Origin of the sequence: Bradyrhizobium sp. 197, from assembly GCF_023073375.1 — a bacterium.
In the GTDB taxonomy this organism is placed as follows: Bacteria; Pseudomonadota; Alphaproteobacteria; order Rhizobiales; family Xanthobacteraceae; genus Bradyrhizobium.
This window is the reverse complement of sequence record NZ_JADPJJ010000065.1, coordinates 98,888-124,033: the sequence shown is the minus strand read 5'-3', so window position 1 is coordinate 124,033 and position 25,146 is coordinate 98,888. Positions and strand designations below refer to the sequence as shown.

General features: G+C 64.4%; 25 protein-coding genes. 15 read left to right on the top strand and 10 right to left on the bottom strand.

Annotation, left to right across the window (positions count from 1 at the left end; genetic code table 11):
- Positions 1-131: 131 nt before the first annotated feature.
- Positions 132-983, bottom strand: a complete 852-nt coding sequence (gene panC, locus IVB27_RS15395; RefSeq protein WP_247444350.1) for a pantoate--beta-alanine ligase — start codon at positions 981-983, stop codon at positions 132-134.
- A gap of 282 nt (positions 984-1,265) precedes the next feature.
- Here panC and IVB27_RS15390 point away from each other — a divergent pair, with 282 nt between their 5' ends.
- The 4 genes from IVB27_RS15390 (at position 1,266) to IVB27_RS15375 (ending at position 5,057) form a co-directional block, all read left to right on the top strand.
- Positions 1,266-2,189 (top strand): division plane positioning ATPase MipZ, encoded by a 924-nt coding sequence (locus IVB27_RS15390; protein ID WP_247444349.1) that lies wholly within the window; start codon positions 1,266-1,268, stop codon positions 2,187-2,189.
- A 345-nt stretch (positions 2,190-2,534) separates the two neighbouring features.
- Positions 2,535-3,395: an alpha/beta fold hydrolase gene (locus tag IVB27_RS15385; RefSeq protein ID WP_247340699.1), complete on the top strand. Its 861-nt coding sequence runs from the start codon at positions 2,535-2,537 to the stop codon at positions 3,393-3,395.
- 120 nt (positions 3,396-3,515) lie between these two features.
- Entirely contained in the window at positions 3,516-4,265 is a 750-nt protein-coding gene (locus IVB27_RS15380) for a vWA domain-containing protein (RefSeq protein WP_247444348.1), read from the top strand.
- Between the two features lie 66 nt (positions 4,266-4,331).
- Complete coding sequence (locus IVB27_RS15375; protein WP_247444347.1) at positions 4,332-5,057, top strand: DnaJ domain-containing protein; 726 nt, start codon at positions 4,332-4,334, stop codon at positions 5,055-5,057.
- Between the two features lie 301 nt (positions 5,058-5,358).
- On the opposite strand, the gene IVB27_RS15370 is transcribed toward IVB27_RS15375, so the two are convergent.
- A complete protein-coding gene (locus IVB27_RS15370) occupies positions 5,359-7,206 on the bottom strand; it encodes a D-alanyl-D-alanine carboxypeptidase (RefSeq protein ID WP_247444346.1) in 1,848 nt (615 codons plus the stop codon).
- A gap of 388 nt (positions 7,207-7,594) precedes the next feature.
- On the opposite strand from IVB27_RS15370, the gene phaP reads away from it, so the two are divergent.
- Positions 7,595-7,933 carry a phasin family protein gene (phaP, locus tag IVB27_RS15365; protein ID WP_247340694.1) on the top strand — a complete coding sequence of 113 codons (339 nt, stop codon included), beginning with the start codon at positions 7,595-7,597 and terminating at the stop codon, positions 7,931-7,933.
- Between the two features lie 73 nt (positions 7,934-8,006).
- On the opposite strand, the gene IVB27_RS15360 is transcribed toward phaP, so the two are convergent.
- Entirely contained in the window at positions 8,007-9,359 is a 1,353-nt protein-coding gene (locus IVB27_RS15360) for a TadE/TadG family type IV pilus assembly protein (protein ID WP_247444345.1), read from the bottom strand.
- 478 nt (positions 9,360-9,837) lie between these two features.
- On the opposite strand from IVB27_RS15360, the gene clpS reads away from it, so the two are divergent.
- The gene (gene clpS / locus IVB27_RS15355) at positions 9,838-10,170 is read left to right on the top strand and encodes an ATP-dependent Clp protease adapter ClpS (RefSeq protein ID WP_247340690.1); all 333 of its coding nucleotides are present in this window, start codon (positions 9,838-9,840) and stop codon (positions 10,168-10,170) included.
- A gap of 286 nt (positions 10,171-10,456) precedes the next feature.
- The gene (gene clpA, locus IVB27_RS15350; RefSeq protein WP_247444344.1) at positions 10,457-12,853 is read left to right on the top strand and encodes an ATP-dependent Clp protease ATP-binding subunit ClpA; all 2,397 of its coding nucleotides are present in this window, start codon (positions 10,457-10,459) and stop codon (positions 12,851-12,853) included.
- 255 nt (positions 12,854-13,108) lie between these two features.
- Here the strand turns inward: clpA and IVB27_RS15345 are convergent, their stop codons facing one another.
- The 4 genes from IVB27_RS15345 to IVB27_RS15330 form a co-directional block, all read right to left on the bottom strand.
- On the bottom strand, positions 13,109-14,530 hold the full coding sequence (locus IVB27_RS15345) for an MFS transporter (protein WP_247444343.1): 1,422 nt from the start codon (positions 14,528-14,530) through the stop codon (positions 13,109-13,111).
- A gap of 175 nt (positions 14,531-14,705) precedes the next feature.
- Complete coding sequence (locus IVB27_RS15340; RefSeq protein WP_247444342.1) at positions 14,706-15,731, bottom strand: aldo/keto reductase; 1,026 nt, start codon at positions 15,729-15,731, stop codon at positions 14,706-14,708.
- 117 nt (positions 15,732-15,848) lie between these two features.
- On the bottom strand, positions 15,849-16,139 hold the full coding sequence (locus IVB27_RS15335; protein WP_247444341.1) for a hypothetical protein: 291 nt from the start codon (positions 16,137-16,139) through the stop codon (positions 15,849-15,851).
- A 45-nt stretch (positions 16,140-16,184) separates the two neighbouring features.
- Positions 16,185-17,141: an AraC-like ligand-binding domain-containing protein gene (locus IVB27_RS15330; protein ID WP_247444340.1), complete on the bottom strand. Its 957-nt coding sequence runs from the start codon at positions 17,139-17,141 to the stop codon at positions 16,185-16,187.
- Between the two features lie 186 nt (positions 17,142-17,327).
- On the opposite strand from IVB27_RS15330, the gene IVB27_RS15325 reads away from it, so the two are divergent.
- On the top strand, positions 17,328-18,344 hold the full coding sequence (locus IVB27_RS15325; protein WP_247444339.1) for a carbon-nitrogen hydrolase family protein: 1,017 nt from the start codon (positions 17,328-17,330) through the stop codon (positions 18,342-18,344).
- A 28-nt stretch (positions 18,345-18,372) separates the two neighbouring features.
- Entirely contained in the window at positions 18,373-19,413 is a 1,041-nt protein-coding gene (locus IVB27_RS15320; RefSeq protein WP_247444338.1) for a phenylacetaldoxime dehydratase family protein, read from the top strand.
- A 3-nt stretch (positions 19,414-19,416) separates the two neighbouring features.
- Here the strand turns inward: IVB27_RS15320 and IVB27_RS15315 are convergent, their stop codons facing one another.
- Positions 19,417-20,055: an HAD family hydrolase gene (locus IVB27_RS15315; protein ID WP_247444337.1), complete on the bottom strand. Its 639-nt coding sequence runs from the start codon at positions 20,053-20,055 to the stop codon at positions 19,417-19,419.
- 232 nt (positions 20,056-20,287) lie between these two features.
- On the opposite strand from IVB27_RS15315, the gene IVB27_RS15310 reads away from it, so the two are divergent.
- Both IVB27_RS15310 and IVB27_RS15305 read left to right on the top strand, forming a co-directional pair.
- Positions 20,288-20,569, top strand: coding sequence for a type VI secretion system-associated protein TagO (locus IVB27_RS15310; RefSeq protein WP_247444336.1), 282 nt, complete (start codon positions 20,288-20,290; stop codon positions 20,567-20,569).
- Positions 20,570-20,645: 76 nt separating this feature from the next.
- On the top strand, positions 20,646-20,846 hold the full coding sequence (locus IVB27_RS15305) for a hypothetical protein (RefSeq protein ID WP_345946877.1): 201 nt from the start codon (positions 20,646-20,648) through the stop codon (positions 20,844-20,846).
- Between the two features lie 55 nt (positions 20,847-20,901).
- Here the strand turns inward: IVB27_RS15305 and IVB27_RS15300 are convergent, their stop codons facing one another.
- Positions 20,902-21,918 carry a TRAP transporter substrate-binding protein gene (locus tag IVB27_RS15300; RefSeq protein WP_247444334.1) on the bottom strand — a complete coding sequence of 339 codons (1,017 nt, stop codon included), beginning with the start codon at positions 21,916-21,918 and terminating at the stop codon, positions 20,902-20,904.
- Positions 21,919-21,939: 21 nt separating this feature from the next.
- Between IVB27_RS15300 and IVB27_RS15295 the strand changes: the two genes are divergently transcribed.
- The 4 genes from IVB27_RS15295 to tsaA all read left to right on the top strand — a co-directional run bounded on the left by IVB27_RS15295 (position 21,940) and on the right by tsaA (position 24,696).
- The gene (locus IVB27_RS15295) at positions 21,940-22,980 is read left to right on the top strand and encodes a lytic transglycosylase domain-containing protein (RefSeq protein ID WP_249811585.1); all 1,041 of its coding nucleotides are present in this window, start codon (positions 21,940-21,942) and stop codon (positions 22,978-22,980) included.
- A 105-nt stretch (positions 22,981-23,085) separates the two neighbouring features.
- Positions 23,086-23,826: an AzlC family ABC transporter permease gene (locus IVB27_RS15290; protein WP_247444333.1), complete on the top strand. Its 741-nt coding sequence runs from the start codon at positions 23,086-23,088 to the stop codon at positions 23,824-23,826.
- Positions 23,823-24,173 (top strand): branched-chain amino acid transport AzlD family protein, encoded by a 351-nt coding sequence (locus IVB27_RS15285; RefSeq protein WP_247444332.1) that lies wholly within the window; start codon positions 23,823-23,825, stop codon positions 24,171-24,173. Before IVB27_RS15290 ends, IVB27_RS15285 begins: the two co-directional genes overlap by 4 nt.
- A gap of 31 nt (positions 24,174-24,204) precedes the next feature.
- Positions 24,205-24,696, top strand: coding sequence for a tRNA (N6-threonylcarbamoyladenosine(37)-N6)-methyltransferase TrmO (tsaA, locus tag IVB27_RS15280; protein WP_247444331.1), 492 nt, complete (start codon positions 24,205-24,207; stop codon positions 24,694-24,696).
- A gap of 13 nt (positions 24,697-24,709) precedes the next feature.
- Here the strand turns inward: tsaA and IVB27_RS15275 are convergent, their stop codons facing one another.
- Positions 24,710-25,138: an HIT family protein gene (locus IVB27_RS15275; RefSeq protein WP_247444330.1), complete on the bottom strand. Its 429-nt coding sequence runs from the start codon at positions 25,136-25,138 to the stop codon at positions 24,710-24,712.
- Positions 25,139-25,146: the final 8 nt, after the last annotated feature.

Here is a 25,146-nt window from a genome sequence, read left to right as displayed (position 1 = left end):
CGAGAACTTCTTCGGCAAGCTCAAGGAATTCAAGCGCATCGCAATGCGCGCCGACAAGACCGACCAGAGCTTCACTTCAATGATCTATCTGGCCGCGGCCGCGATAAACTCCAGATGAATCCCAACAGACCCTAGACCGCGATATTGTCGATCAGCCGGGTGCTGCCAAGCTTGGCCGCGACCAGGATCCGCAAAGGGCCGTCCGTGCGAGAGGTGGCCGGCGCCAGCGTGATAGCATGGCGCACCTCGAAATAGTCGAGCGCAAAGCCAGCCGCCGTGATCATACCGGCACCGCGCGCCATTGCGGAAGCGATCGCTTCGCCGGCGCGGATGCGCCCGGCGCTCTCCTTCATGGCGCGGTACAGCGTGGTTGCGGTCTGCCGCTCCTGTGGCGACAAATAGACGTTGCGGGAGGACATCGCGAGCCCGTCGCGCTCGCGCACAGTGCGGGAGCCGATCACCTTGACGCCGAGGTCGAGGTCGCGCGCCATCTGCGTCACCACCCGCAACTGCTGAAAATCCTTCTCGCCGAAGATCGCGACATCCGGCCGGCACTGCGTGAACAGCTTGCCGACGACGGTCGCGACACCCCCGAAGAAATGCGGGCGGAAGCGGTCCTCGAGGCCGGCCAGCGCCGGTCCCTCCGGCACGATGCGGGTCGCAAAGCCCTCCGGATACATGGCCTCGGCGCCGGGGTGCCAGACGATATCGACGTCCTCGGCGGCGAGCTTGGCGATATCGGCCTTCCAGGTTCGCGGATAGGCGCCAAAATCCTCGGTCGGTGCGAACTGGGTCGGGTTGACGAAGATCGACACCACCACGCGGCTCGCGCGCCGCCTGGCGAGGCGCACCAGCGACACATGGCCGTCATGGAGCGCCCCCATGGTCGGGACCAGCGCGATCGTGGCCTTTCGCTTGCGAAGATGGTCGACGGCGCGTCGCAAGGCGGGGACCGTGCGGGCGATCAAGGGGCTGCGTGACATCAGAACTCGACGGAGTTGGGAATCGGCGAGCGCGTCCCGGCGCCCGGCAGACTAACCTTAACAAGCGGCGACCGTGGACGCCATGCGTCCGACTGCGGCACAGCATCCCGCGCAAGGCCGCGCACGATGTCGCGACATTGTGGGTTGGGTCACAGACGAGAGAAGACGCCGCGATTCATGATGAAGAACGGCGCAGTGCGAATTGCACTACCTGTCACGCATTTCACTTGACCGCAGACGCGGCCAACTCGAAGATATTTGTTAGGGGTGTTAAGGATCGCGATGCTTGTGCAAGCTAGCCAAGGCCAGTCCGGCGCGGCGCATGTGGTCGTGCTCGGCAACGAGAAGGGCGGCTCCGGCAAGTCGACCACCGCCCTGCACGTCGCGGTCGCGCTTCTGAAAGCCGGCCAGCGCGTCGCCACCATCGACCTCGACTGCCGTCAGCAGAGCTTCACTCACTACATCAACAACCGTTCCGCCTGGGCGCGCCGCACCAAGCTTGACCTCGAACTGCCGCTGCATCGCTGCATCAAGCTCGGCGAGACCATGCAGGTCGCCGAGAACGAGAATTCCGAGTTCCTTCAATTCATGGAGGCGGTCTCGGCGGTCGAGAGCAGCTTCGACTTCATCGTCATCGATACGCCCGGCACCGACAGCTATCTGATGCGGCTTGCGCACTCGATGGCCGACACGCTGGTGACCCCGATCAATGACAGCTTCCTCGATTTCGACGTGCTCGGCACCGTCGATCCCGCCAACTACGCGGTGACGGGCGAGAGCCACTACGCCGAGATGGTGCGAGACACCCGCCGCAAGCGCCGCCAGCTCGACGGCGCGACCACCGACTGGATCGTCGTGCGCAACCGCCTGTCGATGCTCGGCTCCCGCAACAAGCAGCTCGTCGCCGAGGGGTTGAAAGATTTGTCGCTGCGGCTCGGCTTCCGCTACGTCGACGGCTTCGCCGAACGCGTCGTCTATCGCGAATTCTTCCCGCGTGGCCTGACGGCGCTGGACGAGATCGACGAGGCCACGCTCGGCATGCGGCCCAATCTCGGCCATCTGACCGCGCGGGAGGAGGTGACGAGCCTGCTCCGCCAGCTCAAGCTTCCGCTCGACGAGCGCGGCCGCCGCCGTGCGGCCAACCGCGCCGAGTGGTTCAGCCAGGTCGATAAGCCGCTCGAGGTCCACGACATCCTCGGCGCTTGAGACGGCGGTATATTGCTACTTCCAGTCGATCAAAGCGGCCGGGTCCCCACGGGAACCGAGCCTTCGCTCGGCCGTTTTCACCTCGCGTTTACTGCGAAATTGAACCCAATCGAGACCGTTGCGTAGGAGGGTGACGTGCACCCTGACGTAGCCGTATGAGAGCAGGGATGCCCAAGAAACGTGTGCGACGCACAATGAAAGGGCTGTCAGTTCACAATATTTGGCCTTCCTGTCACGCCCCTGTGACATATATTAGGGAATAGGCGACCAGGGGCCGAAGAGCTCCGGAAGAACACGATTTTCAACAGGGATTCAGGCCGCACGAGCCTGAGGCTGAGGACGAAAATGAAGCGTGGAATTGCCGTTCTGGTTTCGGTCAGTGCCCTCTGCGGCGTCGCCTATTTCACGGCGAGCAAGTGGGCGATCAAACACGAGACCATCACCTTCTACGACGCCTCGCGCGACAACCGCGCCGTGCCTGTCGATATCGCGATCCGTCGCGACAAGGAAATGCAGGCCAATGCCGGCATGATCACGATGCCGGTCGCCGTGATCAACCACGGCAACACCGTCAAGAACACGGAGTACGGCTTCCTCGCCAACATCTTCGCTGCGCGCGGCTACCTCGTCGTCAGCCCGCAGCATGATCTGCCGACCGATCCTCCGATGGTGACCAAGCCCGGCGAGCTCTATGTCGGCCGGCTGCCGCAGATCCTGCGCGGCGTCGCCAACATCCATCTTGCCATGCAAGAGATGAAGAAGGTTCAGCCCAACGCCGACTACGGCAGGGTGACGATGGTCGGCCACTCCATGGGCGGCGACATCACGATGTATTTCGCCAAGCAGTATCCGGACGAGGTCAAGAAGGTCGTCACGCTCGACAATCTGCGCGTGCCCTTCGTCACCGCCGGCAAGTTCAAGATTTTGTCGTTCCGTTCGCAGGACCCGCAGTTCAAGACCGATGCGGGTGTGATCCCGACCGACGAGGAATGCGAGAAGGCCGGCATCCAGGTCGTGAAGACCGAATTCCAGCACAACGACATGCGCGACACCGGTCCGGACGCAGCCAAGAACTCGATCCAGGGCATGCTCGACAAGTTCCTGAGCGCGACTGACAGCGAGGTCGCGCCGGTCGACACGCAATCGTCCCCGCCCAAGATTCTCGAGCCCGGTCCGGTCGCGTTGATGGCGCCTGCCAAGAGCTAACGTCTTCCTCATCGTCAGTATCGATTTTCAAAGCCCCCGCCGGCTCCTGCCTGCGGGGGCTTTGCACATTGACCGGGCTGCGCGCGCTAACCACATTAGCCGCTCACGCAGGGTCAATGGATGTCGGGCGAACCCATCAAACCGCGCGGCCGCGATGCCGTCTCGGCGAAACCAGGCGGCGCGGTGCCGCAGGCGGGGGCGTCGACCTCGGAGGACATCGCCGCCTTCGTCGCCAACGCGCGAGCGCTGTCGCCACATGCTCCCGGTGCGAAAGGCCGGCTGATCTTCGCGCTGGATGCGACGATGAGCCGGCAGCCGACCTGGGACATGGCCTGCGCGCTTCAGGCTGACATGTTCCGTGAGACCTCCGCGCTCGGCAGTCTCGACATCCGGCTCGTCTACTATCGCGGTTTCAACGAGTGCCGCGCCACGGGATGGATTTCCGACAGCGCCAGGCTTGCGGCGCTGATGAGCAAGATCGATTGCCGCGGCGGCGACACCCAGATCGGCAAGGTGCTGAGCGAGGCGCGGCGCGAGGCGGTCGCATCCGGCGTGCGCGCCGTTGTCTTCGTCGGCGACGCCATGGAAGAGAACGTCGACGAGCTCTGTGCCAAGGCCGGTGAGCTCGGCATGCTCAAGGTGCCTGTGTTCGTATTTCAGGAGGGCCATGACGCCGTCGCCGAGCAGGCTTTTCGCGAAATCGCGCGCCTGACCGGCGGCGCCTGGTGCCGGTTCGATCCGGGCGCGGCGGCGCAGTTGCGCGAGCTGTTGCGCGCAGCTGCCGCCTACGCCGCCGGCGGACGCGAGGCGCTGTTGCAATTGGCGAAGACCGCCAGCGGCGCGGCCAGGCTGATCGGCCAGATGAAGTAGCGCTGGCGCGGTCTGCGGGGGACAAGACACCATGCATTTTGACGATAGGCCGAGTATATTCCGGCCATGACCCTGATTGCCGGCGCTATCGCTGTTATCACCCTTTATCTGCTGCTCCAGATGTTTCGTTCCGCCAATCCGGCCGTGCTGGCACGCACGATCAGGTTCGGTGGCGGCGTGGTGGCGCTGGCTGTCGCAGCGTTCACGGGCTTGCGGGGCGAACTGGTAGTGGCGATCCCGCTCGGGATCTTCGGCGCCGGGCTCCTGGGCTGGACACCGCTGGCAAACGCCGGCTTGGGCAACGTCGGCGGACTGTTCGGCGGAGGCGCGACGCGCCCGGCCGGTCAGGCCTCGCGCGTGCGCTCGCAATTCCTGGATATGCGGCTCGATCACGAGTCTGGCCAGCTCGGAGGCCGGATCGTCGCCGGGCCTCATGCCGGGCGCGATCTCGACGAGTTCGATCTGGCTGGCCTGCTGGCAATGGTCCCGGCGTTCGACGCCGAGAGCGTGGCCTTACTTGAAAGCTATCTGGACCGCCGGTTTCCCGCCTGGCGTCAGAACGCGCAGGGCAACGCGGCAGGGGGGCAGCGCCGCACGGTGGCGAGCGGCAAAATGACGGCGGAGGAGGCCTATCAGATCCTTGGCTTGCAGCCGGGGGCGGGGCGTGACGATATCAGCCGCGCCCACAAGTCCCTGATGAAGAAATTGCATCCCGACCAGGGGGGCTCGACGTATCTCGCTGCCCGTGTAAACGAGGCCAAGGATACTCTGCTTCGTACGCATAACGGCTAACTCCGGCACCACGCTACAAACGCCCGTCCCGTGTGAGCCCCACTTGCTCTGTTTGCCGTCGCCCCGATGCCCGCCATTGTCGGCGTGGTCGATCCCTTGCGCAAAATTTTAACCGTAAATCCTTGACGAGAGGTTGTCGTGGAACAGCCCCGGTATCAAACAGCCTGGCATCACGACCTTTGGCATCGCAGCCTTGCTATCGAAAGGTCTTGGCATCGAAAGGTCTTGGCATCACCGCATCCCGAAAATGAAAATGCCCGCGCAAGGCGCGGGCATTTTTTGATTGGCGCGATGCGAAAGATCAATTGCGGACGGTGATGCAGGAGATATCGGCCCGCTTCAGGGTGCGGCAGACGGCTTCGGCCTGGTCGCGCTCGAGCCCGGCGAAGCGGGCGCGGTAGAGCTTGCGATTGTCTTTCGCGACGACCTCGGTGAACGGGTCGGCCTTGCTGAGCAGGCCGCGGGCCGAGCTGCGCGCCGCGTCGATGCGCTGCTGGGCTTCGTTCTCGCTCTCGAGCGCGCCGACCTGGACGATCCAGCCGCTATGGGTGACGGCCGGCCTGGTGGTGGCGCTCATCTGGATCGGCTGCAGCGTCGGCTCGGCTGAAGCGAGCCTCGCGACGGCCGGAGCGGGCGCGGCGGCGGTTGCGGCCGGCAATACGCCGAGGATGCCATTGCCGGTGCCGAAGCCCGCCGGCTGCCGCGGCAGCTCGGTACGGGCGAGCTCGGCCCTCGGAGCTTCCGGTTGGCTGACGACCTCACGCTTGTTGATGAGGTCTGCCCGGGCGACGACGGCGCTCGAGGTTTCGGCGACGTCGGAGCGGGCCGCGATCGTGCTCGTGACCTGCGGTGCGACCTGAGCCGGGGCGGCGGAGGCGACCTTCACGGTGCCGGCCTTGACCTGGACAGTCTTGACCCGGACCGGCTTCATCGGCTCGGACGAACCGGGGATGAGGGAGAGCGGCTGGCTCGAGATCACGCCATTGGTGAGCGGCGCGGGCTCGATCTTGGATTCCGTCGGCCGAACTTCAGGCTTGCTGGATTCATATCTGGGCTGAGCCGGCGGCATCGCGGCGGTCGCAGCAGCAAGCGCCGACAGGCGCGAGGCGAGACGCTGCGGGGCTGTTTCGGGGGCAGGAGCGACGGCGGCCTGAACCTGCGGAACGGAGCGGGCCGGGGTATCCGACGCATCCGCGACCTCGACAGCGGCGTCAGAGCCATTGCGCTCGGTGACCGCGGCGACGGTGTGGGTGGTCGCGCCCTTATCGAGGTTCTCTGCGAGCAGGTTGCGCATGATGGCATCGCGCGAGCCGCCGCTGCGGCCGCCCAGCACCACGCCGATCAGGTGGCGGTTGCCGCGGCGCATCGAGGTCACGAGATTGAAGCCGGAGGCGCGGGTGTAGCCGGTCTTGATGCCGTCCACGCCCTCGACACTACCGAGCAGATGATTGTGGTTCCGGATCGACTGTCCGTGCCAGGTGAACGTCGAGGTCGCAAAATAGCGATAGTAGCGCGGGAAGCGCTCCTGGATGGCGCGGCCGAGCGTGGCCTGGTCGCGCGCGGTCGTGACCTGCTCGTCGTTGGGAAGGCCGTTGGCGTTGCGGTAGACCGTCCTGGACATGCCGAGCGAGCGCGCCTTGCGCGTCATCATCTGGGCGAAGTCGTCCTCGTCGCCGCCGATCGCTTCCGCGATCACCACGGCTGCGTCGTTGGCTGAGCGGGTGACGAGACCCTTGATCGCGTCCTCGACGCGAATAGTCTGGCCGGCACGCAGGTTCAGCTTGGTCGGATCCTGATCGGCGGCGTGCTGCGACACTGGCATCTCGGTGTCGAGCTTCATCTTGCCGGACTCGAGACGCTCGAACAGCAGATAGAGCGTCATGATCTTGGTCAGCGAGGCCGGATGGCGGATCCCGTCGGGGCTCGTTGCCTGGAGCACGGAGCCGGAATTGCCGTCGACGATGATCGACGCGAATTTCGGGCTGGAACTCTCGGACACATCGCGCTGCACACGATGCTGCGCGTAATGGCGCCGATGGCGCCGCGCCTCGGCAGCATCGGTGGTGAAGATGACTGCGGTGGTGACCGTAAGAAGCCCGAAAACGCCAACCCGCGCCAAGCGCGAGGAAGACAAGTTTTTACGAAGCATGAAACCCCGTCCCCGTTTCTGACTTGATCACCGGCTCGTGAGGCGAAATTGTGCCCATGGGATCCGGGATCATTACCCTGCTCAGGCTGCCCCTCCGCAGGTGTTCGCCGCGGGGGAGGTTGGGCCTGAGCCGCTATTCTGGCTAAGGTGATGTTCTTCAACGGCTTTCGGCCGCTTGCGGAAGTTGAAGACGTCCAGGGAATCAAAGTACGGGGCCGCGGTTTCCAAAAGCTTAAGGAACCATTGCGGGAACCCCCGGGAATCTTCGCGAATTTGCACGCATTTTTGTGCGTCGCACAAGATTCTTGACTTTTTTGTGCGTTGCACTAATTGTGAGCAGAGTCAGGGAGCCGGGGCTTCCGACGAGAGCTAGGGAAAAGGATTCCGAATGTTCAAGGTTGAAGACTTTCAGGGCTACGGGAAAGAGCACTTCGAGCAGTACGTCGCCTCCGCGACCTCGATGCAGCACGGCCTTCAGGCGATCGCCAGCGCCTATGGCGACTACACCAAGAAGTCGTTCGAAGACACCAAGTCCTTCGTCGAGAAGCTTTCCGGTGTGAAGTCGCTGGACAAGGCCGTCGAAGCGCAGACCGATTTCGCCCGTTCCGCCTACGAGACCTTCGTCGCGGAATCGCAGAAGATCGCCGGCCTCTACAGCGATCTCGCCAAGCAGGCGTTCAAGCCGGTCGAGACCATCGTGTCGAAGTTCACGCCGGCCGCCAACTAACGTTTCCTGGACATCCTGGAATCAAAAGCCCGGCTGAAGCAGCCGGGCTTTTTTGTGTCGCGGCGGGTCGGTCTTAGCGCGCCACGCGCAGCTTCGACAGCGACGTCCCGATGTCCTTGAACACCGAGACGGTCTGATCTGCCTTCGTTACCAGATAGAACTTGTCGGTGCCGCTCGCGCAATATTGCAGCACGCTGGAGGTCGGGTCGCTGCCGGTGTTCACCTGCACCGTATAGATCGTGATGTTGCTGGGCTGAGCCTTGGCGTTGTCGCACAGCTTCTTCTGCCGCGTGTCGATCTGCGAAGCGCTGCTGTACCAGCGGTTCTGCGTATTCAGACCGTCGGAAAGGATCACGATCGCGTCCTTGTAGGTGTAGTTGGTGTCCTTGGCCGGCGCGTTCATGGGATCGCCGGTCGACAGCGTCATCCAGCCCCAGGCAAGGCCAATGCCCTGGTTGGTGTTACCGGTGGGCTTCATGTCGTCGATCCGGCCCTTGAGCGAGCTCCAGTCGTAGCTCAGCGGCATGATCGGCTGCAGATAGGACGAACTGCCTGTGTTGCAGTAGGAGTATTGTTCGGCCGGGAACAGCGTCCCCACATTGCCGCTCGTGGGCGTCGTGTTCTTGATGTCGTAATCCTGGTCGCGGTCGACCACGCACCCTGTCCAGGCATTATGGTTGGCCGGTGTCCACTTCCAATTGTTGCAGTTGTTGTTGCTGCCTGACGTGCAGCTCCAGCTGCCGTTCGCCGCGTCCCAATCGCTGAAATCAATCCAGTACTTGCTGGAATTGCTGTTGCCGACGTTGACGTCCTTGGCAAACGGAACGACCGAGATGTAGACGTCGCCGCTGGTCTTGGCGAGCGCGCTGAGCTGATCGACCAGGCTCTTCGCGGCGGTCTGCATCGCCGCCATCTTGCCGTCCTGCGCCATCGAACCGGTGTTGTCGAGCACCAAGGCCACGCGCATGCGCACCAGGCCCCAGGCGCTGGTGGAATTGGCGCCGACGTCGAGCGTCGGGAAGCCGGCGACCTTCATGAAGGTGGTCGTGTAACTGCCGGTGCCGGTGACCTGGATCGTGGAGCCCATGCTGGTGCTCGCGGTGTAAGTGGCCGCGACGGTGACTGACGGCAGGGTGTTGGTGGCGGTGAACAGGGCCTTGAAATAGTCCTGCGCCTTGGTGCTGATTTGCGACGTCGTGATGGTGCCGGACGACAGATCCTTGGAGACCATCAGCGCAGTGGAATCGAGGGCCGACTGCATCGCGGAACGGGCCTGGACCGCGCGGCTGTAATCGACCGCAGCTCCGACGAAGGTCAAAACCGGGAGCAGCGCGATGGCGAAGATCACGGCGATATTGCCTTGTTCGGCCGCTCCGAACCGGGCGAGCTGTCGACCGATACGGCTGACGTGGGGCAGGCGAGACATGGCGATCCCCGAAAATCTTTGACTTTGCCAGTTTTCGCGCCACGCCATTGAACGCCCGGTAAATTCAACCGTAGAAAACCGAAGTATCCCGCGCGAAACCGTCGCAGCGGCGTCAACGGCCGGGTTCCTGGTCAACATCTTCTAAACGGGCGGGCGGAAGTTTTTGTCAAATCGGTCCGGATTGATTAACCTTGCCGAGGATCGCTCCGACCGAGAATCGGGGCCGCCGCGGCCGCATCGGCCGATCCGTCGCATGCTTGCGGCGAGCCGGGGGCAGGCCCATATTCGCTGAAGCCGATCTGGTTTGGACCGGATCGGTTGAAAGCGGCGATCCAACAAGGCGGCGCGCCTATGCGAAGCTCCGAAGACGGGGCTGCGCGGTGAACCGTCATACGCTTCCGTGGGGAATTTGAACGCCTGAGCCATGCCGCAATTGTCTTCCAGACCAGAATTGTCCGCCGCCGCCCACGCTCCCCGGATGAGCAACGACGAGAACCGTCCCGGCGGTCCCTCCGCGCCAAACACGTCCGTCATCACCAAGGTCAAACCCAAGACCAAGCGGCCGAACCTGTACCGCGTGCTGATCCTGAACGACGATTACACGCCGATGGAATTCGTCGTTCACGTGCTGGAGAAGTTCTTCCAGAAGGATGCCGAGGCCGCGACCAAGATCATGCTGCACGTCCATCATCATGGGATCGGGGAGTGCGGCGTGTTCACTTACGAGATCGCCGAGACCAAGGTGACGCAGGTGATGGATTTCGCCCGCAAGCACCAGCATCCGCTGCAATGCGTGATGGAAAAGAAGTAAGACACCTACGGCGCGTTCGAGGCCGGCTCTTGTGCATGTCGCAGTGTGATGGTCGCGTGAGGTCTGCGCGCGATGTTCGTTGCGGGCAAAACTACGGAATTCTGCACCGGCGCCGATCGCGCCCGAACCGGAACGGGTTTTGCATCAAAAAGTACCGCAGCTGTGCAGCCGCCTGAGTCGCGGAACCGGCCTTTCGCCGCGATCTTATATACCTATATGTGACAAAGGTTGTTGTTGCCTGACCGGTCGATGACGATCATGATGGTGGGGGCCATAGAGGACGCGAATGCCGACTTTTTCCCAAAGCCTTGAACAATCCCTGCATCGTGCACTGGCGATCGCAAACGAGCGTCATCACCAATACGCGACGCTCGAGCATCTTTTGCTCTCCCTGATCGACGACTCCGATGCAGCCGCCGTCATGCGCGCCTGTAGCGTCGACCTCGACAAGCTCCGCACGAGCCTCGTCAATTATCTTGAGACCGAATTCGAGAATCTGGTGACGGACGGCGCCGACGACGCCAAGCCGACTGCCGGCTTCCAGCGCGTGATCCAGCGCGCGGTGATCCACGTGCAGTCGTCCGGCCGCGAAGAGGTGACCGGCGCCAACGTGCTGATCGCGATCTTCGCCGAGCGCGAGAGTCATGCCGCGTATTTCCTGCAGGAGCAGGACATGACGCGCTACGACGCCGTCAACTACATCAGCCACGGCATCGCCAAGCGGCCGGGCGTCTCCGAGGCGCGCCCCGTGCGCGGTGTCGACGAGGAGACCGAGACCAAGGGCAGCGACGACGCCAAGAAGAAGGGCGAGGCGCTCGAGACCTATTGCGTCAACCTCAACAAGAAGGCGCGCGACGGCAAGATCGATCCGGTGATCGGACGCAATTCCGAGATCAACCGCGCGATCCAGGTGCTGTGCCGCCGGCAGAAGAACAATCCGCTGTTCGTGGGCGAGGCCGGTGTCGGCAAGACCGCGATCGCGGAAGGCCTTGCCAAGCGCATCGTCGACAGCGAGGTGCCGGAAGTTCTGGCCGCTGCGACCGTGTTCTCGCTCGACATGGGCACGCTGCTTGCCGGCACGCGTTATCGCGGCGACTTCGAAGAGCGCCTGAAGCAGGTGCTGAAGGAGCTCGAGGCGCATCCCAACGCCATCCTGTTCATCGACGAGATCCACACCGTGATTGGTGCGGGCGCGACGTCGGGCGGAGCGATGGACGCCTCGAACCTGCTCAAGCCGGCGCTTGCCTCGGGCACCATCCGCTGCATGGGCTCGACCACCTACAAGGAATATCGCCAGCACTTCGAGAAGGACCGTGCCCTGGTGCGGCGCTTCCAGAAGATCGACATCAACGAGCCGACGGTCGAGGACGCGATCGCGATCCTCAAGGGGCTCAAGCCTTACTTCGAGGACTACCACCGGCTGAAATACACCAATGAGGCGATCGAGGCCGCGGTGCAGCTCTCCTCGCGCTACATCCACGACCGCAAGCTGCCGGACAAAGCGATCGACGTGATCGACGAATCCGGTGCGGCGCAGATGCTGGTCGCCGAGAACAAGCGCAAGAAGACCATCGGCATCAAGGAGATCGAGACCACGATCGCCTCGATGGCGCGGATCCCGCCGAAGAGCGTGTCAAAGGACGACGCCGAGGTGCTCAAGCACCTCGAGCAGACCCTGAAGCGCACCGTGTTCGGTCAGGACAAGGCGATCGAGTCGCTCGCCGCTTCGATCAAGCTGGCGCGTGCCGGCCTGCGCGAGCCGGAGAAGCCGATCGGCTGCTATTTGTTCTCGGGCCCCACCGGCGTCGGAAAGACCGAGGTCGCAAAGCAACTCGCGGCGTCACTCGGCGTCGAGCTGCTGCGTTTCGACATGTCCGAATACATGGAGCGGCACACCGTGTCGCGCCTGATCGGCGCGCCTCCCGGCTATGTCGGGTTCGACCAGGGTGGCCTGCTTACGGACGGCGTCGACCAGCATCCGCATTGCGTGGTGCTGCTCGACGAAATCGAGAAGGCGCATCCTGATCTCTACAATGTGCTGCTCCAGATCATGGACCACGGCCGGCTCACGGACCACAACGGCAAGCAGGTCAACTTCCGCAACGTGATCCTGATCATGACCACGAATGCCGGCGCGTCCGATCTCGCCAAGCAGGCGTTCGGCTTCACGCGCTCGAAGCGTGAAGGCGACGACCACGAGGCGATCAACCGGCAGTTCGCGCCGGAATTCCGCAACCGTCTCGATGCCGTCGTCTCGTTCAGCCATCTCAGCGTCGAGGTGATCGGCACGGTGGTCGAGAAGTTCGTGCTTCAACTCGAAGCGCAACTCGGCGATCGCGACGTCACCATCGAGTTGTCCGAACCCGCCAAGACCTGGCTGGTGAAGCATGGTTACGACGAGCAGATGGGCGCACGTCCCATGGCTCGCGTGATCCAGGAGCACATCAAGAAGCCGCTGGCAGACGAGGTGCTGTTCGGCAAGCTGAAGGGCGGCGGCCACGTCCGCGTCGTCCTCGTCAAGGACGAGGCCGACGAGACCAAGGACAAGATCGGCTTCGAGTTCGTCGAGGGTCCGGTTACGCCGAAGCAGGAGAAGCTCCCGGGCGCCCGCAAACGCCCGCCGGGCAAGTCCAAGCCGGGCGGTTCGAAAGGGCCGACCAAGGGTCCGCTGGTCAAAGCTTGATCTGCGCGCAATGAATTGAAAAGGCCGGCTGAAGAGCCGGCCTTTTTATTTGGAGGGCCACACTTCCTTAGGTAGGGGGCGCCGATGCCCTCGTGAGAGACGAAGCTTACTTTTCTTCCGCTGGCGGCGCAGCCGCAGCGGTAGGAGCGGGCCCGGCCCTCGGTTTCGCCTTGGGTCTCTTCGAAGGCTCCGCGACCACCTTTTGCGCCTCTCCGGCGACTCCCGCTGCGACGTTTTGAGTCGGAGAGAGGCCCGCTAATCGCCGCGCAGACGCTGATCGTCCTGCACGCGGACATGCTCGGCACCGCGCGCGCCCGCGGGCGACAGCCGCAACATGCTCAGCATGGCTCCGCAGAGCGCGAAGCCGACGCCGGTGAGCAGTGCGATCCTGGTTCCTTCGATCGGATAGCGACCGAGGAACAGCGCGACCAGCGCCGCGCCAGTGGTCTGGCCGAGCAGCCGCGCGGTGCCCAGCATGCCGCTCGCGCCGCCGGCGCGCTCGCGCGGAGCGGCGGCGATCATGGTGCGGTTGTTGGGGGTCTGGAACAGGCCGAAGCCGGCACCGGCGAGCGCCATCCGCCAGATCACGTCGAGCGGCGTCGGCGTCGCCGGCAGGAAGGCGAGCGTGCCGAGGCCGCACGCAAACAGCGTGAGCCCGATGCCGCCGAGCAAGCCCGCCGGATAATACTCGACCAGGCGGCCGGCCAGCGGCGCCGCGAACGCCACAGCAATCGGCCATGGCGTGATCAGGAGGCCCATATGCACCGCCGAATAGCCGAAGCGGCTCTGGAGGTAGAACGGGATCGCAACGAAGGCCAGCATCTGCCCGCAGAACGAGGCGATCGAGGTCGCAATTGAAAGCGCGAACACCGGGATGCGCAACAGGTCGACCGGCAGCAGCGGCGAAGCCACGTGGGTTTCGCGGTAGATCAGCAGCGCGCCGGCGACGATGGCGATGGCAAACTGCACGAGGCAGGCGATGGCGGCCTCGCCATGACCGACGCTGTCGACGGCCGCGATGCCGACGCCGAAGGTGATCGCGGACAGCCCCGCGCTCTGCCAGTCGAAGGAGTGGCTCGCAGCCTTGGTGTGAGGCAGGCTACGCAGGCCGAGGACGAGTGTCACCGCGCCGAGTGGGACGTTGATGGCGAATAGCCAGGGCCAGCTGCCGAACGCTAGGATGCCGGCGGCGAGCGTCGGGCCGACCGCGGCCGAGAAGGCGACGACGAGGGCGTTGAGCCCGATGCCGCGGCCGAGTTGGCTGCGCGGGTAGGTGAAGCGCACCAGCGCCGCGTTGACGCTCATGATGCCGGCCGCGCCGAACCCCTGCACGATGCGTGCAATCGTGAGGAGCGGCAGCGTGTGCGCCAGCGCGCAGAAGGCCGACGCGAGCGTGAACAGCACCAGCCCCACCAGATAGACGCGGCGATAACCGACGATCTCGCCGAGCGAAGCCAATGGCAGCAGCGAGATCGTGATCGCGAGCTGGTAGCCGTTGACGATCCAGATCGAGAAGGCCGGGCTCGCGTCGAGGTCGGCCGCGATCGTCGGCAGCGCGACGTTGGCGATGGCGCTGTCGACGACCGCCATGATGATGCCGAGCGCAATCGTCAGCACCGCCTGGTTGCGCTGCGGCTGCGGCAGGCCGTCGGCATGCTCGATGGGGGCAGGCGACATGGTGGAGGCGCGCTTGATTCGAGCCGTGGTACATCTCCGAATAGGAAATAGCGAGATGCATCGCAACCCGGCAGGAGACCGACGGTTCCTGCACCGGGAGCGGGTCTCCCGGCGGCGAGGCATGGGCAGGACGGCTTTCGCAGCCTGCCAGGCGATTTCGCGTTTCCGAAGGTGTCTACACCGGCGGCGGATTGCGGTCGGTGAAGGTCGTGCGCTGGTGCCAGTACGGATAGGGCAGGGTCACCTTGCTCGCGGCATCGAGCTTTGCGATCTGATCCTTGGTCAAGGACCATCCGACCGCGCCGAGATTTTCGCGAAGCTGCGTCTCGTTGCGCGCGCCGATGATCAGCGTCGAGACTGTCGGACGCTGCAGCAGCCAGTTCAACGCGATCTGCGAGACGCTCTTGCCCGTTTCCTTCGCGACCTCGTCGATGGCCTCGACGACACGATAGACGTGCTCGTCCGGCACCGGCGGGCCGAACTCGGCCGTCTTGGGTAGGCGGCTTACGTCAGGCTTTGGCTGGCCGCGGCGGATCTTTCCGGTGAGGCGTCCCCATCCGAGCGGCGACCAGACCACGGCGCCGAGCCCCTGGTCGAGGCCGAGCGGCATCAGCTCCCATTCGTAGTCGCGCCCGATCAGTGAATAGTAGGTCTGGTTGGCGACATAGCGCGGAAAGCCGTGCTTGTCGGCAACGCCAAGCGACTTCATCAGGTGCCAGCCGGAGAAGTTCGAGACGCCGACGTAGCGGATCTTGCCGGCGCGCACGAGCCCATCGAGGGTCGCAAGCACCTCTTCAGGCGGGGTGAAGGCGTCGAAGCCGTGAAGCTGGAACAGGTCGATGTAATCGGTGCCGAGCCGGCTCAGCGAAGCATCGATGGCCGCGAGCAGATGTTGCCGTGACGATCCGATGTCATTGGGGCCGTCGCCGAAGCGGAACGTTGCCTTGGTCGAGATCAAAACCTTGTCGCGGCGGCCCTTGATGGCCTCGCCGAGAACGCGCTCGGACTCGCCGAGCGAATAGACGTTCGCGGTGTCGAACATCGACACTCCGGCATCGAGGCAGATATCCAGAAGGCGCCGCGCTTCGGCTGCGTCAGTCGTGCCCCACGCAGCGAGGCGGCCGACGCCGCCGAAGGTGCCGGTCCCAAGACTCAAGGCGGGCACCATGAGGCCTGAGCGGCCCAAGCGTCGGTATTCCATCGATATGCTCCTCGGCTGGCCGCTGGTTGAACGGTACGGCCTTGGTGCCGAATGGTAATGCAAGCTGGCGCCGTGTCCTACTCCACGCCCACATACCGGCCTTGCTTGGGAGCGGCCCTAGTCGTGCAGAAGCATGTCGTCGAAGGCTGCGTCAGTCACGCGCGCGCCGGTCGTCGTCGCCGGAAGCCGAGCCTCGCTCCACGTTACAGGTGAGGGAAGGCAGCCGGCGTCACTCTCGCGCGCCTGCCGCGGCAAGAGCGTCAGGGTCCAGCCCACCACGACCAGCACCGCGAGCCGGATCGCGATGACGCCCAGCAAGACCTCCGATCCGCTTGTGTTGGCGTGAGTCCTCATGTGCGCCAGCCTGATCCCGGCGGCAGCACCTGACAATCTGGAATTCACGAGCATTGCCTTCGCCTGAAGCGAAGGCTCCGGCGAATGGCTACCCGGATGTCAATGCCGCAATTGGCCCTGTCTGAAGTCGCGCGGCGACGTCCCGAAATGCTCGCGGAAGACGCGACCGAAATGGGAGAGGTCGTTGAAGCCCCAGGCAAAGGCGATCTCGCTGATGTGGCGGTGGGCGAGCACGGGCGAGGCGAGGTCGCGCCTGCATTGAGCGAGGCGCTCACCGAGGACGTGGCGCTGGAACGAGGTGTCCTCGTCGGCGAGGAGATCGTTGACGTAGCGGGAGGAGATGCCGAGCGCCGCTGCGGTCTCGGACAGCGAGAGGTCGGGATCGGCAAGAAAAGCCCGGATATGCGCTTTCAGCCGGTAGAGCAGGGCGGAGCGATGGGTCGAGGACGGCAGCGGCGTCTGGCCTAGCCGCTCGCCCAGCGCCATCGCCAGGACGTCGACGGCCTGTTCCGACAGAGCAGCAGCGTGGAGCGGATCGATCTGATCCGCGCTCTGGCAAAGCCGGTAGATGAAATCATAGGCGATCCTCTGTAGCGGCGAGTCCGGTCCGAAAGTGCTGGCGGTAAGGGCTTCGGTCGCGCCGAGCCGGCGCTGCAGCATCTCGCGCGGCACCTTGAAGATGGTCTGCGTGAACGTGCCGTCGAATTTCAGCTCGTAGGGACGGGTGGTGTCGTAGAGCGCAAACTCTCCCGGATGCACCACGGCCTCGCGGCCGTCCTGCACCACGCCGCCGGCGCCGCGATTGCCGAGCGCGATCAGGATGAAATCCTGATCCGAGCGCGCGATGCGAGAGGGCGTGCGCAACACGTGCTGACGATCGGAACAGACCTCGGAGCATTCCGCCTTGCCCAGCGGCGCCCGGGTGACCGAGCCGCGAAAGGCGCTGCCAAGGTCGGACTTGCAGTCGAGCCCGACGAAGACGTCGCAGACGATATCCTGCCAGAGCGCAAGCCGGCGGTGGCCGGGGCTGTCGTCCGTGGTGAACTGGATTGGCATCTGCAGAGCCTCCCTTTCACATCCCGTAAAATCGCATGTTGCGCGGATCGCGCCTGACCGAGGCAAATCCCGTACCGCCGTTCCAGTCGAGTTTTCGTGCCGGGGCGGTCGAGCGGGCCTGGTCCGGCTCTGGCCCAATAGACTGCATCGGACGTAGCTTCCGATCAACCGGCAAGGGAGGCGGGAATGGGCATCCAACATCCGAAATACAAGGTCGCGGTGGTGCAGGCAGCGCCCGCCTGGCTCGACCTCGATGCCTCGATCGACAAATCGATCGCCCTGATCGGGGACGCCGCCGAAAAGGGCGCCAAGCTGATCGCCTTTCCGGAGGCCTTCATCCCCGGCTACCCCTGGCACATCTGGATGGATTCGCCGGCTTGGGCGATCGGTCGCGGCTTCGTGCAGCGCTATTTCGACAATTCGCTGTCCTACGACAGCCCGCGATCCGAGCGGCTGCGCGACGCCGTGCGCAAGGCCAAGCTCACCGCGGTGTTCGGCCTGTCCGAGCGTGACGGCGGCAGTCTTTACCTGGCGCAATGGCTGATCGGGCCGGATGGCGAGACCATCGCAAAGCGCCGCAAGCTGCGGCCGACCCATGCCGAGCGCACCGTCTATGGCGAGGGCGACGGCAGCGATCTCGCCGTGCATGCGCGGCCCGACATCGGCCGTATCGGCGCGCTGTGCTGCTGGGAGCATCTCCAGCCGCTGTCGAAATATGCGATGTATGCTCAGAACGAGCAGGTGCATGTTGCGGCCTGGCCGAGTTTTTCGCTCTACGATCCCTTCGCGCCAGCGCTCGGCGCCGAGGTCAACAACGCCGCTTCGCGCGTCTACGCGGTGGAAGGATCCTGCTTCGTGCTGGCGCCTTGCGCGACGGTCTCGCAAGCCATGATCGACGAACTCTGCGATCGGCCGGACAAGCACGCGCTGCTGCATGCCGGCGGTGGCTTTGCTGCGATCTACGGCCCTGACGGGAGCCAGATCGGAGACAAGCTCGCGCCGGACCAGGAAGGGCTGTTGATCGCCGAAATCGATCTCGGCGCCATCGGTGTCGCCAAGAACGCCGCTGATCCCGCCGGGCACTATTCGCGGCCCGACGTGACGCGGCTCCTGCTCAACAAGAAGCGATACCAGCGCGTCGAGCAGTTTGCGCTGCCGGTCGACAGCGTCGAGCCCACCGACATTGCCGCGGCGGCGAGCTGATCGTCGGGATCGAGGGAGGGACACGATCATGGAATCGGCAATTCCTCTGCATCTCGAGACCCCGCGCACGCGCCACAAGCGTGTGCCGGACGATTACCAGCCGCCATATCCGTCCTTCGTGGCGCGCTACAAGCCCGCCGTGAGCCGCGTGTTGATGGCCTATTTCGGCGTTCAATATCGTGGCGCGGCGCCGGCGGTCGCGACGGACGCGCTCGCCGAAATCGCGGAGCGCTTTGCGGCGGAAGACGGTCCCTCGCATTGGGACCGCGCGCAATATGTCGATCAGGCCGGCTACGAGAACGTCGTTTCAGTGGCCTATTGGGACGACATCGCGCGCTTCGACGCCTGGTTCGGACCGGCGCGCGAGGCCTGGACCGGGAAGCAGTTCGGGGGCGTCGGCACCTTCATCGAGGTGCTGCGCCCCACGGTGGCGCGGCACGAGACGCTGTTCTCCTCGCTCGACCGGCCCGAGGGCGTTGCGGTGATTGCGCAGGGCATGAGCGGCGAGGTGCAGGAGCACGCCTATTGGGGCGGCATGCGCGACCGCATCCCGCTGTCGCAGACCGATTCGATGTCGCCGGGCGGCAATCCCGAGCTGATCCGCGACGGCGCGCGGCTGCGCGTGAAGGCGCACGACAATCTCTGCCTGATCCGGTCAGGACAGGATTGGAGCGATACCGAGACCTCGGAGCGAAAGCTCTATCTCGACGACGTCGAGCCGGTGTTGCGCGAGGGGATGGATTTCTTGCGCCATGACGGTCTTGGCATCGGCTGCTACGCCAACCGCTACATGCGCGTGCTTGCAGCCGACGGGAACGCGAGCGAAAAGTCCTACGGCCAAAGCTGGTGGAAGAGCCTGGCTGCGCTGGAACGGTGGGCGGAATCGCATCCGACCCACGTCAAGATATTCGGCGCGGCGATGAAATATCTGTCGACGCTCGGGCCATCGGCAAAATTGCGGCTCTATCACGAGGTCACTGTGGCCGCGGCGGACGAGCAGTTCTTCGAATATCTGAACTGCCACGCCAAGACCGGCATGCTGGCGGCGGTGGAGACCGTCAGTGCCTAGAACTTAGGCCACGCAGTGAGTGAGCAGCTCGGGATGCGCAGCGCATATGTGATGCGCGCCGGCGTCCCGCAGCTCGGCCTCGCTGCCATAGCCATACAGCACGCCGATCGCCGTCATGCCATTGGTGAGAGCGCCGACCACGTCGTGGCTGCGGTCGCCGATCATGATCGCGCTGGCGGGATCGACCTTGGCTTCGTCGAGCGCGTAGCGCAGCAGGTCGCGCTTGTCGACGCGGGTGCCGTCGAGCTCGGAGCCGAACACGCGCTCGAAATACGGTTTTAGTCCAAAATGCTCGACGATGCGGATGGCGTAGACCGCGGGCTTGCTGGTCGCCACGAACATGCGCGGTGTCGTTGCGGCAAGCGTTGTCAGGGTGTCCATGATGCCGGCATAGGCCTCGTTCTCGAACAGGCCGACATCGCTGAAGCGCTCGCGATAGAGCAGCAGCGCCCGGTCGGCGAGTTCCGCGCTGCCGGTGAGCTTTTCCAGGCTGGCGTGCAGCGGCGGGCCGATGCACCAGGTCAGCTCGTCCTCGCTCGGCACCGCCACGTTCAGCCGCTCCAGGGCGTACTGGATGGAGCGTGTGATCCCGGGTTTTGGGTTGGTCAGCGTGCCGTCGAGATCGAAATAGATTGTAACCATGTTGCCGCGCCTGGGTTGATACCGCCATCTATTGCTTGACCTAAACGAGGCCGCGGACCAAGGCAACGCGCAACAATTGTCACGCCGACATCCGCCTTCTTGATATTGCGTATCCCTAAAAGCTCGCTATTCGCGGGAGGGACGCGTAGAGTCGCGCCATCACCGCCCTTCCATTGGCATCAACCGGTGACTGAGGGTCACCAGTGCTCCCGCCGACTGAGCAGGAGCGTGTATGGCTGGATTTCGTCTGGTCGACTGGATCCGCCGGAGAGCGCTTCTTGTCGCGTTGATGCTGGGCACACTGTCGCAAGGCGCTGTCGCGGCAGGACCGGACTGCCGCGCGATCGAAAGCACGAGCGAACGTCTCGCCTGCTACGATGCTGCATTTCCTCCGAAGGAGAAAAAGCCCGCTGCTGCGGAGAACGATGCGTCCCGTAGTGCCTACAAGGACCCGTTCGTTGCGGAAGAGGCCAAAACCGCAGCGAAGCTGAAGAACATCTGCCGCGGCTGTTGAGGGTTGCTTGTTCGCCGTGTTCTCGTCGACCGGCGATTCCGGACTAGGATCGAGACAATTTTTTGGGAGAGGCCGGATGAGCGAGCGACTTGAAACTCTGCAGAAGGCCCGTGATCGCATGATCGAGGACAGGGACGCGCATGCGAAAGTGCTGGCCGCTCCCTTTGTGCGCGAGACGGCCGAGCGAGCGCGCAACAAGTTTATCGAGATCCAGGCGCTGATCGATGCCCTCGACCGCGCCATCCGGGGCGAATTCCCGGTTCCGGTCAAAACCTAGGGCGATAAGCAGCGACACCAGCGGAGCGTTCATCGCAGATGCCGCTACAGCTTCCTCATTGCTGTCTCGCCCATTCGACGATTGCGGTCGCTTCCGCGCCTGCCTGGGTTTCCCAGGCGGCGATCGCGTCCTTTGCTGCCTTCCGCAGCTCCGTGACAAGGAACGCAGGCGCCGGCTCGGCGATATGGACGCCATTGTCCCGCATGCGCGTATAATTTTCGGATGTGCGATGGGCGAGCAGCGCAAACTGGTTTTGCTCCGTCTCGGCCGCAGCAGCCAGCACCTCGCGCTGCATCGGCTCGGACAGTTCGGCAAATGCGTCGCTGCGGACGAAGGCGATCGAGATCGGCATCGCGTAGTTGATGGCCGTGAAATGCGGCAGGAAGTCCCACAGTTTGCGCCCCGCGCCGCCGTCGCCGGAGGTGAGGAAGGCATTCAGCCGGTGCTCCCTCAGTCCGGCAAGTGCTGCGTCCATCGGCAGGAATTGCGCGTTCGCGCCGGCCGCGCGCATGACCTCGCTGGAATTGGCATCGTAGGCCCGCAAGTTCAGTTTCGGCAGATCGTCGGCACTGTCGAGCGACCGTTCCGACCAGAGGCCCGTGGCCGGCCAGATCGTCAGATAGAGCAGCTTGAGGCCGCGCGCAGCGAGCGCCTTCTCATAGAGCGGGCGCGCCCGCAAATTGCTGGCGCGGGCGATTTCGACCGATTGCACGAGAAAGGGCAGGGTGGACAATCCGAGCACAGGGTCGAGGCCCGAGAGCGCGCCCGCGAAGGCATCGCCGCCCGCGATCCGGCCGTCCAGCGCCGCGCGCGGCATCTCGCCCGAATTGATCTTGAGCTCGTTGTCGAAAGCGTTGGTCACGGTCACGAAACCGTGGGTGCGCTCGGAGATGCGGCTGGCGAAGGTCGTCAGCCCGATCCCGGAGATGTTATTCTCAGGATATTCCGTGGTCATCCGCCATTTGACCTGCGCGGCGGCTGGCGCGACGCTCAGGATGAGTGCGGCGAGGGCAAGGATCGCGCGGATCCGTTTGGCGGGATATCGCATTGAGAAAAGCAGGTCAGGCAGCATATATTGGCAACTCGTCGAACCATGGCACGATGCCACAACATGGCAGATCATCTTGTTGCACGCCGCGCCGGCGCGCGCCATCACCATGCCTGCACGAGATGGGTGCAGATTGCGTTGTGCATCATCACCGCACTGCTTGTCTCGGCGACACGGGTCGCAGCATGGGACAGCTCGCCTGCAAAGACTGACGTCGCCGTCCCCAGCGTCGAGGAACTCGCGACGCCGCCGGCTAAGTCCGGCGATGCGCGCGAGAGTGACACGCGGGAGTCGATCTGCCTGATTATCGAGGCCGCTGCGCGCGATGCCAATCTGCCGCTGGAGTTCTTTGCCCGCGTGATCTGGCAGGAGAGCCGCTTCCAGGCTGATGCGGTGGGGCCGATGACGCGCAGCGGCGAGCACGCGCAGGGGATCGCGCAATTCATGCCGGGCACCGCGAGCGAGCGAGGACTGCTCAATCCCTTCAATCCGGTGCAGGCGCTGCCGAAGTCGGCGGAATTTCTGAACGAGCTGCGCAATCAGTTCGGCAATCTCGGCTTGGCGGCCGCCGCCTACAATGCCGGCCCGCGCCGGGTCCAGGAATGGCTCGCCGGCACCGGTCCGATGCCAGACCAGACGCGCAACTACGTCTTCGCCATTACCGGCACGAGCGTCGATGCATGGGCCAAGGCCGGCAGCACCGGCAAGGGCCCGCCGAGCTCGCCGCCGACGAGCTGCCGCGATCTGATGGTGCTCCTGAAGCGCGCGCCAAATGCCTTCGTCGCCGAGCTCGAGCAGCATGTGGAGCTCGCGGCCGCAAAGATCTGGGGCGTGCAGCTCGCCGCCGGCTTCGACCGCAACCGGGCGCTGGCGATGTATTCCCGCGCGGTCACGCGGCTAAGCGACGTGATCGGCGAACGTGATCCGAGCCTGCTGAGCTCGGTGATGCGCAGCCGCGGCACGCGCGCGTTCTACCAGGTGCGCATCGGCGCCGATACGCGGAGCGAGGCGGATGAACTCTGCGGTCGCATCCGCAAAGCCGGCGGGGCGTGCTTCGTGCTGAAGAACCGCGGCGTGAGCGGGTAGGGGCATCTCTCCAGCGTGCATGCCAGCCCCGCTGCGCGCTTTCTTGACGCGAGGCGCCGCATTGCCCGTTATGCAGGCACGATTCCTCATCCGTCCAAGACTCCCGTGGCGCTTCCTCCGCTCGATTCACCTCAATGGCAAAGTCCCTGGCGCGCCTTTGCGTGGGGACTGCGCTCGATCACGCAGACGATCCTCACCCTCGTCCTGTTCGCGACCTATCTCGGCATTGGTGCGCTCGCCCACGATAGCCATTTCAGCCTGCTATGGGCGCTTTGCTCGACGCTGTTCGTCTGGGCGGGACCGGCGCAGATCATCCTGATCACCACGCTCGGCTCTGGCGCGACCGTCATCCAGTCGGCGATTGCAGTCACGGTCAGCGCGGTCCGCCTGTTTCCGATGGTGGTCTCGGTGCTGCCGCTGATGCGCACGCCGACGACAAAACGGCGCGAGCTGTTTTTCGCGGCGCATCTCACCGCGGTGACACTGTGGGTCGAATGCCATCGCTTCCTGCCGCAGGTGCCGCGTGAGCGCCGGATCGCCTTTGTCAACGGACTTGGCTTCGGTCTCGTCTCGGTGTGTCTCACCGCCAACACGGTCGGCTATTTCCTCGCTGCAAATCTGACGCAGACGCTGGGCGCCGCGATCCTGCTGCTGACGCCACTGTCCTTCCTGTTCTCGACCGCACGCAACAGCCGCGAGGTTGCCGACGGCGTCGCGCTGGCGCTCGGGGTTCTGCTCTATCCGCTGGCCGCGAAGATGAACTCCGGCCTCGACATCCTCGTCAGCGGCCTCGTGGCCGGCACGATTGCCTATGGCGTGCATTGGTGGCGCGAGGTGCGCGCATGAGCTTTGCACAGCTCATCGGCGACTGGCACGCGCTCGCCGTGCTGTTCGTCGCTGGCGTTGTTCCCAACCAGATATGGCGCATGCTCGGCCTGTGGTTCGGCGGCGGCATCGACGAGGGCTCCGAGCTTCTGGTCTGGGTACGGGCGGTCGCCACCGCGATCCTGGCCGGCGTCATCGCCCAGATCGTGGTCGAGCCGCCCGGGGCGCTTGCGAGCGTGCCGGATGCCTTGCGCTACGGTGCGGTCGGCGCCGGCCTCATCGTCTTCCTGCTGGCCCGCCGCTCGATCTTCGCGGGCGTGGTCGCGGGCGAAGTCTTCATGCTGGCCGGTACGTGGTGGTTGGGCTAAAACCGCCGGCGAACAGCAGGGAATTGGAAATATGGTTCGCGAAAACGAGCTCCGCGAAGGCGAAGTCTCCATCGAGCTGCCGTCGACGCAGGATGCCGGCCTCGTCTTCATCGGCCGCATCCGCACGCCCTGGACCTCGCGGCTGGAGACGCCGCGGCAAGGCCGGCATGACGGCCCTATATGCCGGCTCGAGATCTTCGAACCGTTCGTGCCGGCGATCAAGGGCGTCGATTTTTACGGCAACCTCGAAGTGCTCTACTGGCTCGACCAGTCGCGCCGCGACATCGTCCTGCAAAGCCCTAAGAACAACGAGAAGACCCGGGGCACCTTCTCGCTGCGCTCGCCGGTCCGGCCCAATCCGATCGGCACGTCGATCGTGAAGCTCGTCGGCATCGAGGGCAATGCGATTCTGGTGCGTGGACTCGATTGCATCGACAACACGCCGCTGATCGACATCAAGCCCGATCGTTGCGAGTTCACCCCGCTGGCCGCACCGCAGCCGGGGGACTTTCAGACGGAGTGACGGGTGGTGACGATCAAACCTCCTTCAACGCCGCGATCAGCTTGGTCGCGTTCTCTTCCAGCACCTTGACGTCTTCCTTGCGGCTGGCGGGCGGCAGTAGGGCCACGCCGTCGTGGCGCGGCATCACGTGCATGTGGAGATGAAATACCACCTGTCCGCCGGCCGCCTCGTTGAACTGCTGCACGGTGATACCGTCAGCCCTAAACGCTGTCATCGCAGCGGCTGCGATTTTGTGCGCGCCGCGGGCGACATGGGCGTAGTCATCAGGCTTGATGTCGAGGATGTTGCGGGCAGGGGCTTTTGGAATCACCAGCGTGTGGCCTGGTGCCCGCGGCATGATGTCGAGGAAGGCAAGCACGTGCTCATCCTCGTAGATCTTGTGGCAGGGGAATTCGCCGCGCAGAATTTTTGCAAAGATGTTGTTGGTGTCGTAGGCGGTCATGGCGGCGG

Bases quoted from the DNA above. Each gene is read 5' to 3' on its own strand.
- panC (WP_247444350.1), bottom strand. From the start codon at position 983: ATGTCACGCAGCCCCTTGATCGCCCGCACGGTCCCCGCCTTGCGACGC.
- IVB27_RS15390 (WP_247444349.1), top strand. From the start codon at position 1,266: ATGCTTGTGCAAGCTAGCCAAGGCCAGTCCGGCGCGGCGCATGTGGTC.
- IVB27_RS15385 (WP_247340699.1), top strand. From the start codon at position 2,535: ATGAAGCGTGGAATTGCCGTTCTGGTTTCGGTCAGTGCCCTCTGCGGC.
- IVB27_RS15380 (WP_247444348.1), top strand. From the start codon at position 3,516: ATGTCGGGCGAACCCATCAAACCGCGCGGCCGCGATGCCGTCTCGGCG.
- IVB27_RS15375 (WP_247444347.1), top strand. From the start codon at position 4,332: ATGACCCTGATTGCCGGCGCTATCGCTGTTATCACCCTTTATCTGCTG.
- IVB27_RS15370 (WP_247444346.1), bottom strand. From the start codon at position 7,206: ATGCTTCGTAAAAACTTGTCTTCCTCGCGCTTGGCGCGGGTTGGCGTT.
- phaP (WP_247340694.1), top strand. From the start codon at position 7,595: ATGTTCAAGGTTGAAGACTTTCAGGGCTACGGGAAAGAGCACTTCGAG.
- IVB27_RS15360 (WP_247444345.1), bottom strand. From the start codon at position 9,359: ATGTCTCGCCTGCCCCACGTCAGCCGTATCGGTCGACAGCTCGCCCGG.
- clpS (WP_247340690.1), top strand. From the start codon at position 9,838: ATGAGCAACGACGAGAACCGTCCCGGCGGTCCCTCCGCGCCAAACACG.
- clpA (WP_247444344.1), top strand. From the start codon at position 10,457: ATGCCGACTTTTTCCCAAAGCCTTGAACAATCCCTGCATCGTGCACTG.
- IVB27_RS15345 (WP_247444343.1), bottom strand. From the start codon at position 14,530: ATGTCGCCTGCCCCCATCGAGCATGCCGACGGCCTGCCGCAGCCGCAG.
- IVB27_RS15340 (WP_247444342.1), bottom strand. From the start codon at position 15,731: ATGGAATACCGACGCTTGGGCCGCTCAGGCCTCATGGTGCCCGCCTTG.
- IVB27_RS15335 (WP_247444341.1), bottom strand. From the start codon at position 16,139: ATGCTCGTGAATTCCAGATTGTCAGGTGCTGCCGCCGGGATCAGGCTG.
- IVB27_RS15330 (WP_247444340.1), bottom strand. From the start codon at position 17,141: ATGCCAATCCAGTTCACCACGGACGACAGCCCCGGCCACCGCCGGCTT.
- IVB27_RS15325 (WP_247444339.1), top strand. From the start codon at position 17,328: ATGGGCATCCAACATCCGAAATACAAGGTCGCGGTGGTGCAGGCAGCG.
- IVB27_RS15320 (WP_247444338.1), top strand. From the start codon at position 18,373: ATGGAATCGGCAATTCCTCTGCATCTCGAGACCCCGCGCACGCGCCAC.
- IVB27_RS15315 (WP_247444337.1), bottom strand. From the start codon at position 20,055: ATGGTTACAATCTATTTCGATCTCGACGGCACGCTGACCAACCCAAAA.
- IVB27_RS15310 (WP_247444336.1), top strand. From the start codon at position 20,288: ATGGCTGGATTTCGTCTGGTCGACTGGATCCGCCGGAGAGCGCTTCTT.
- IVB27_RS15305 (WP_345946877.1), top strand. From the start codon at position 20,646: ATGAGCGAGCGACTTGAAACTCTGCAGAAGGCCCGTGATCGCATGATC.
- IVB27_RS15300 (WP_247444334.1), bottom strand. From the start codon at position 21,918: ATGCTGCCTGACCTGCTTTTCTCAATGCGATATCCCGCCAAACGGATC.
- IVB27_RS15295 (WP_249811585.1), top strand. From the start codon at position 21,940: ATGGCACGATGCCACAACATGGCAGATCATCTTGTTGCACGCCGCGCC.
- IVB27_RS15285 (WP_247444332.1), top strand. From the start codon at position 23,823: ATGAGCTTTGCACAGCTCATCGGCGACTGGCACGCGCTCGCCGTGCTG.
- tsaA (WP_247444331.1), top strand. From the start codon at position 24,205: ATGGTTCGCGAAAACGAGCTCCGCGAAGGCGAAGTCTCCATCGAGCTG.
- IVB27_RS15275 (WP_247444330.1), bottom strand. From the start codon at position 25,138: ATGACCGCCTACGACACCAACAACATCTTTGCAAAAATTCTGCGCGGC.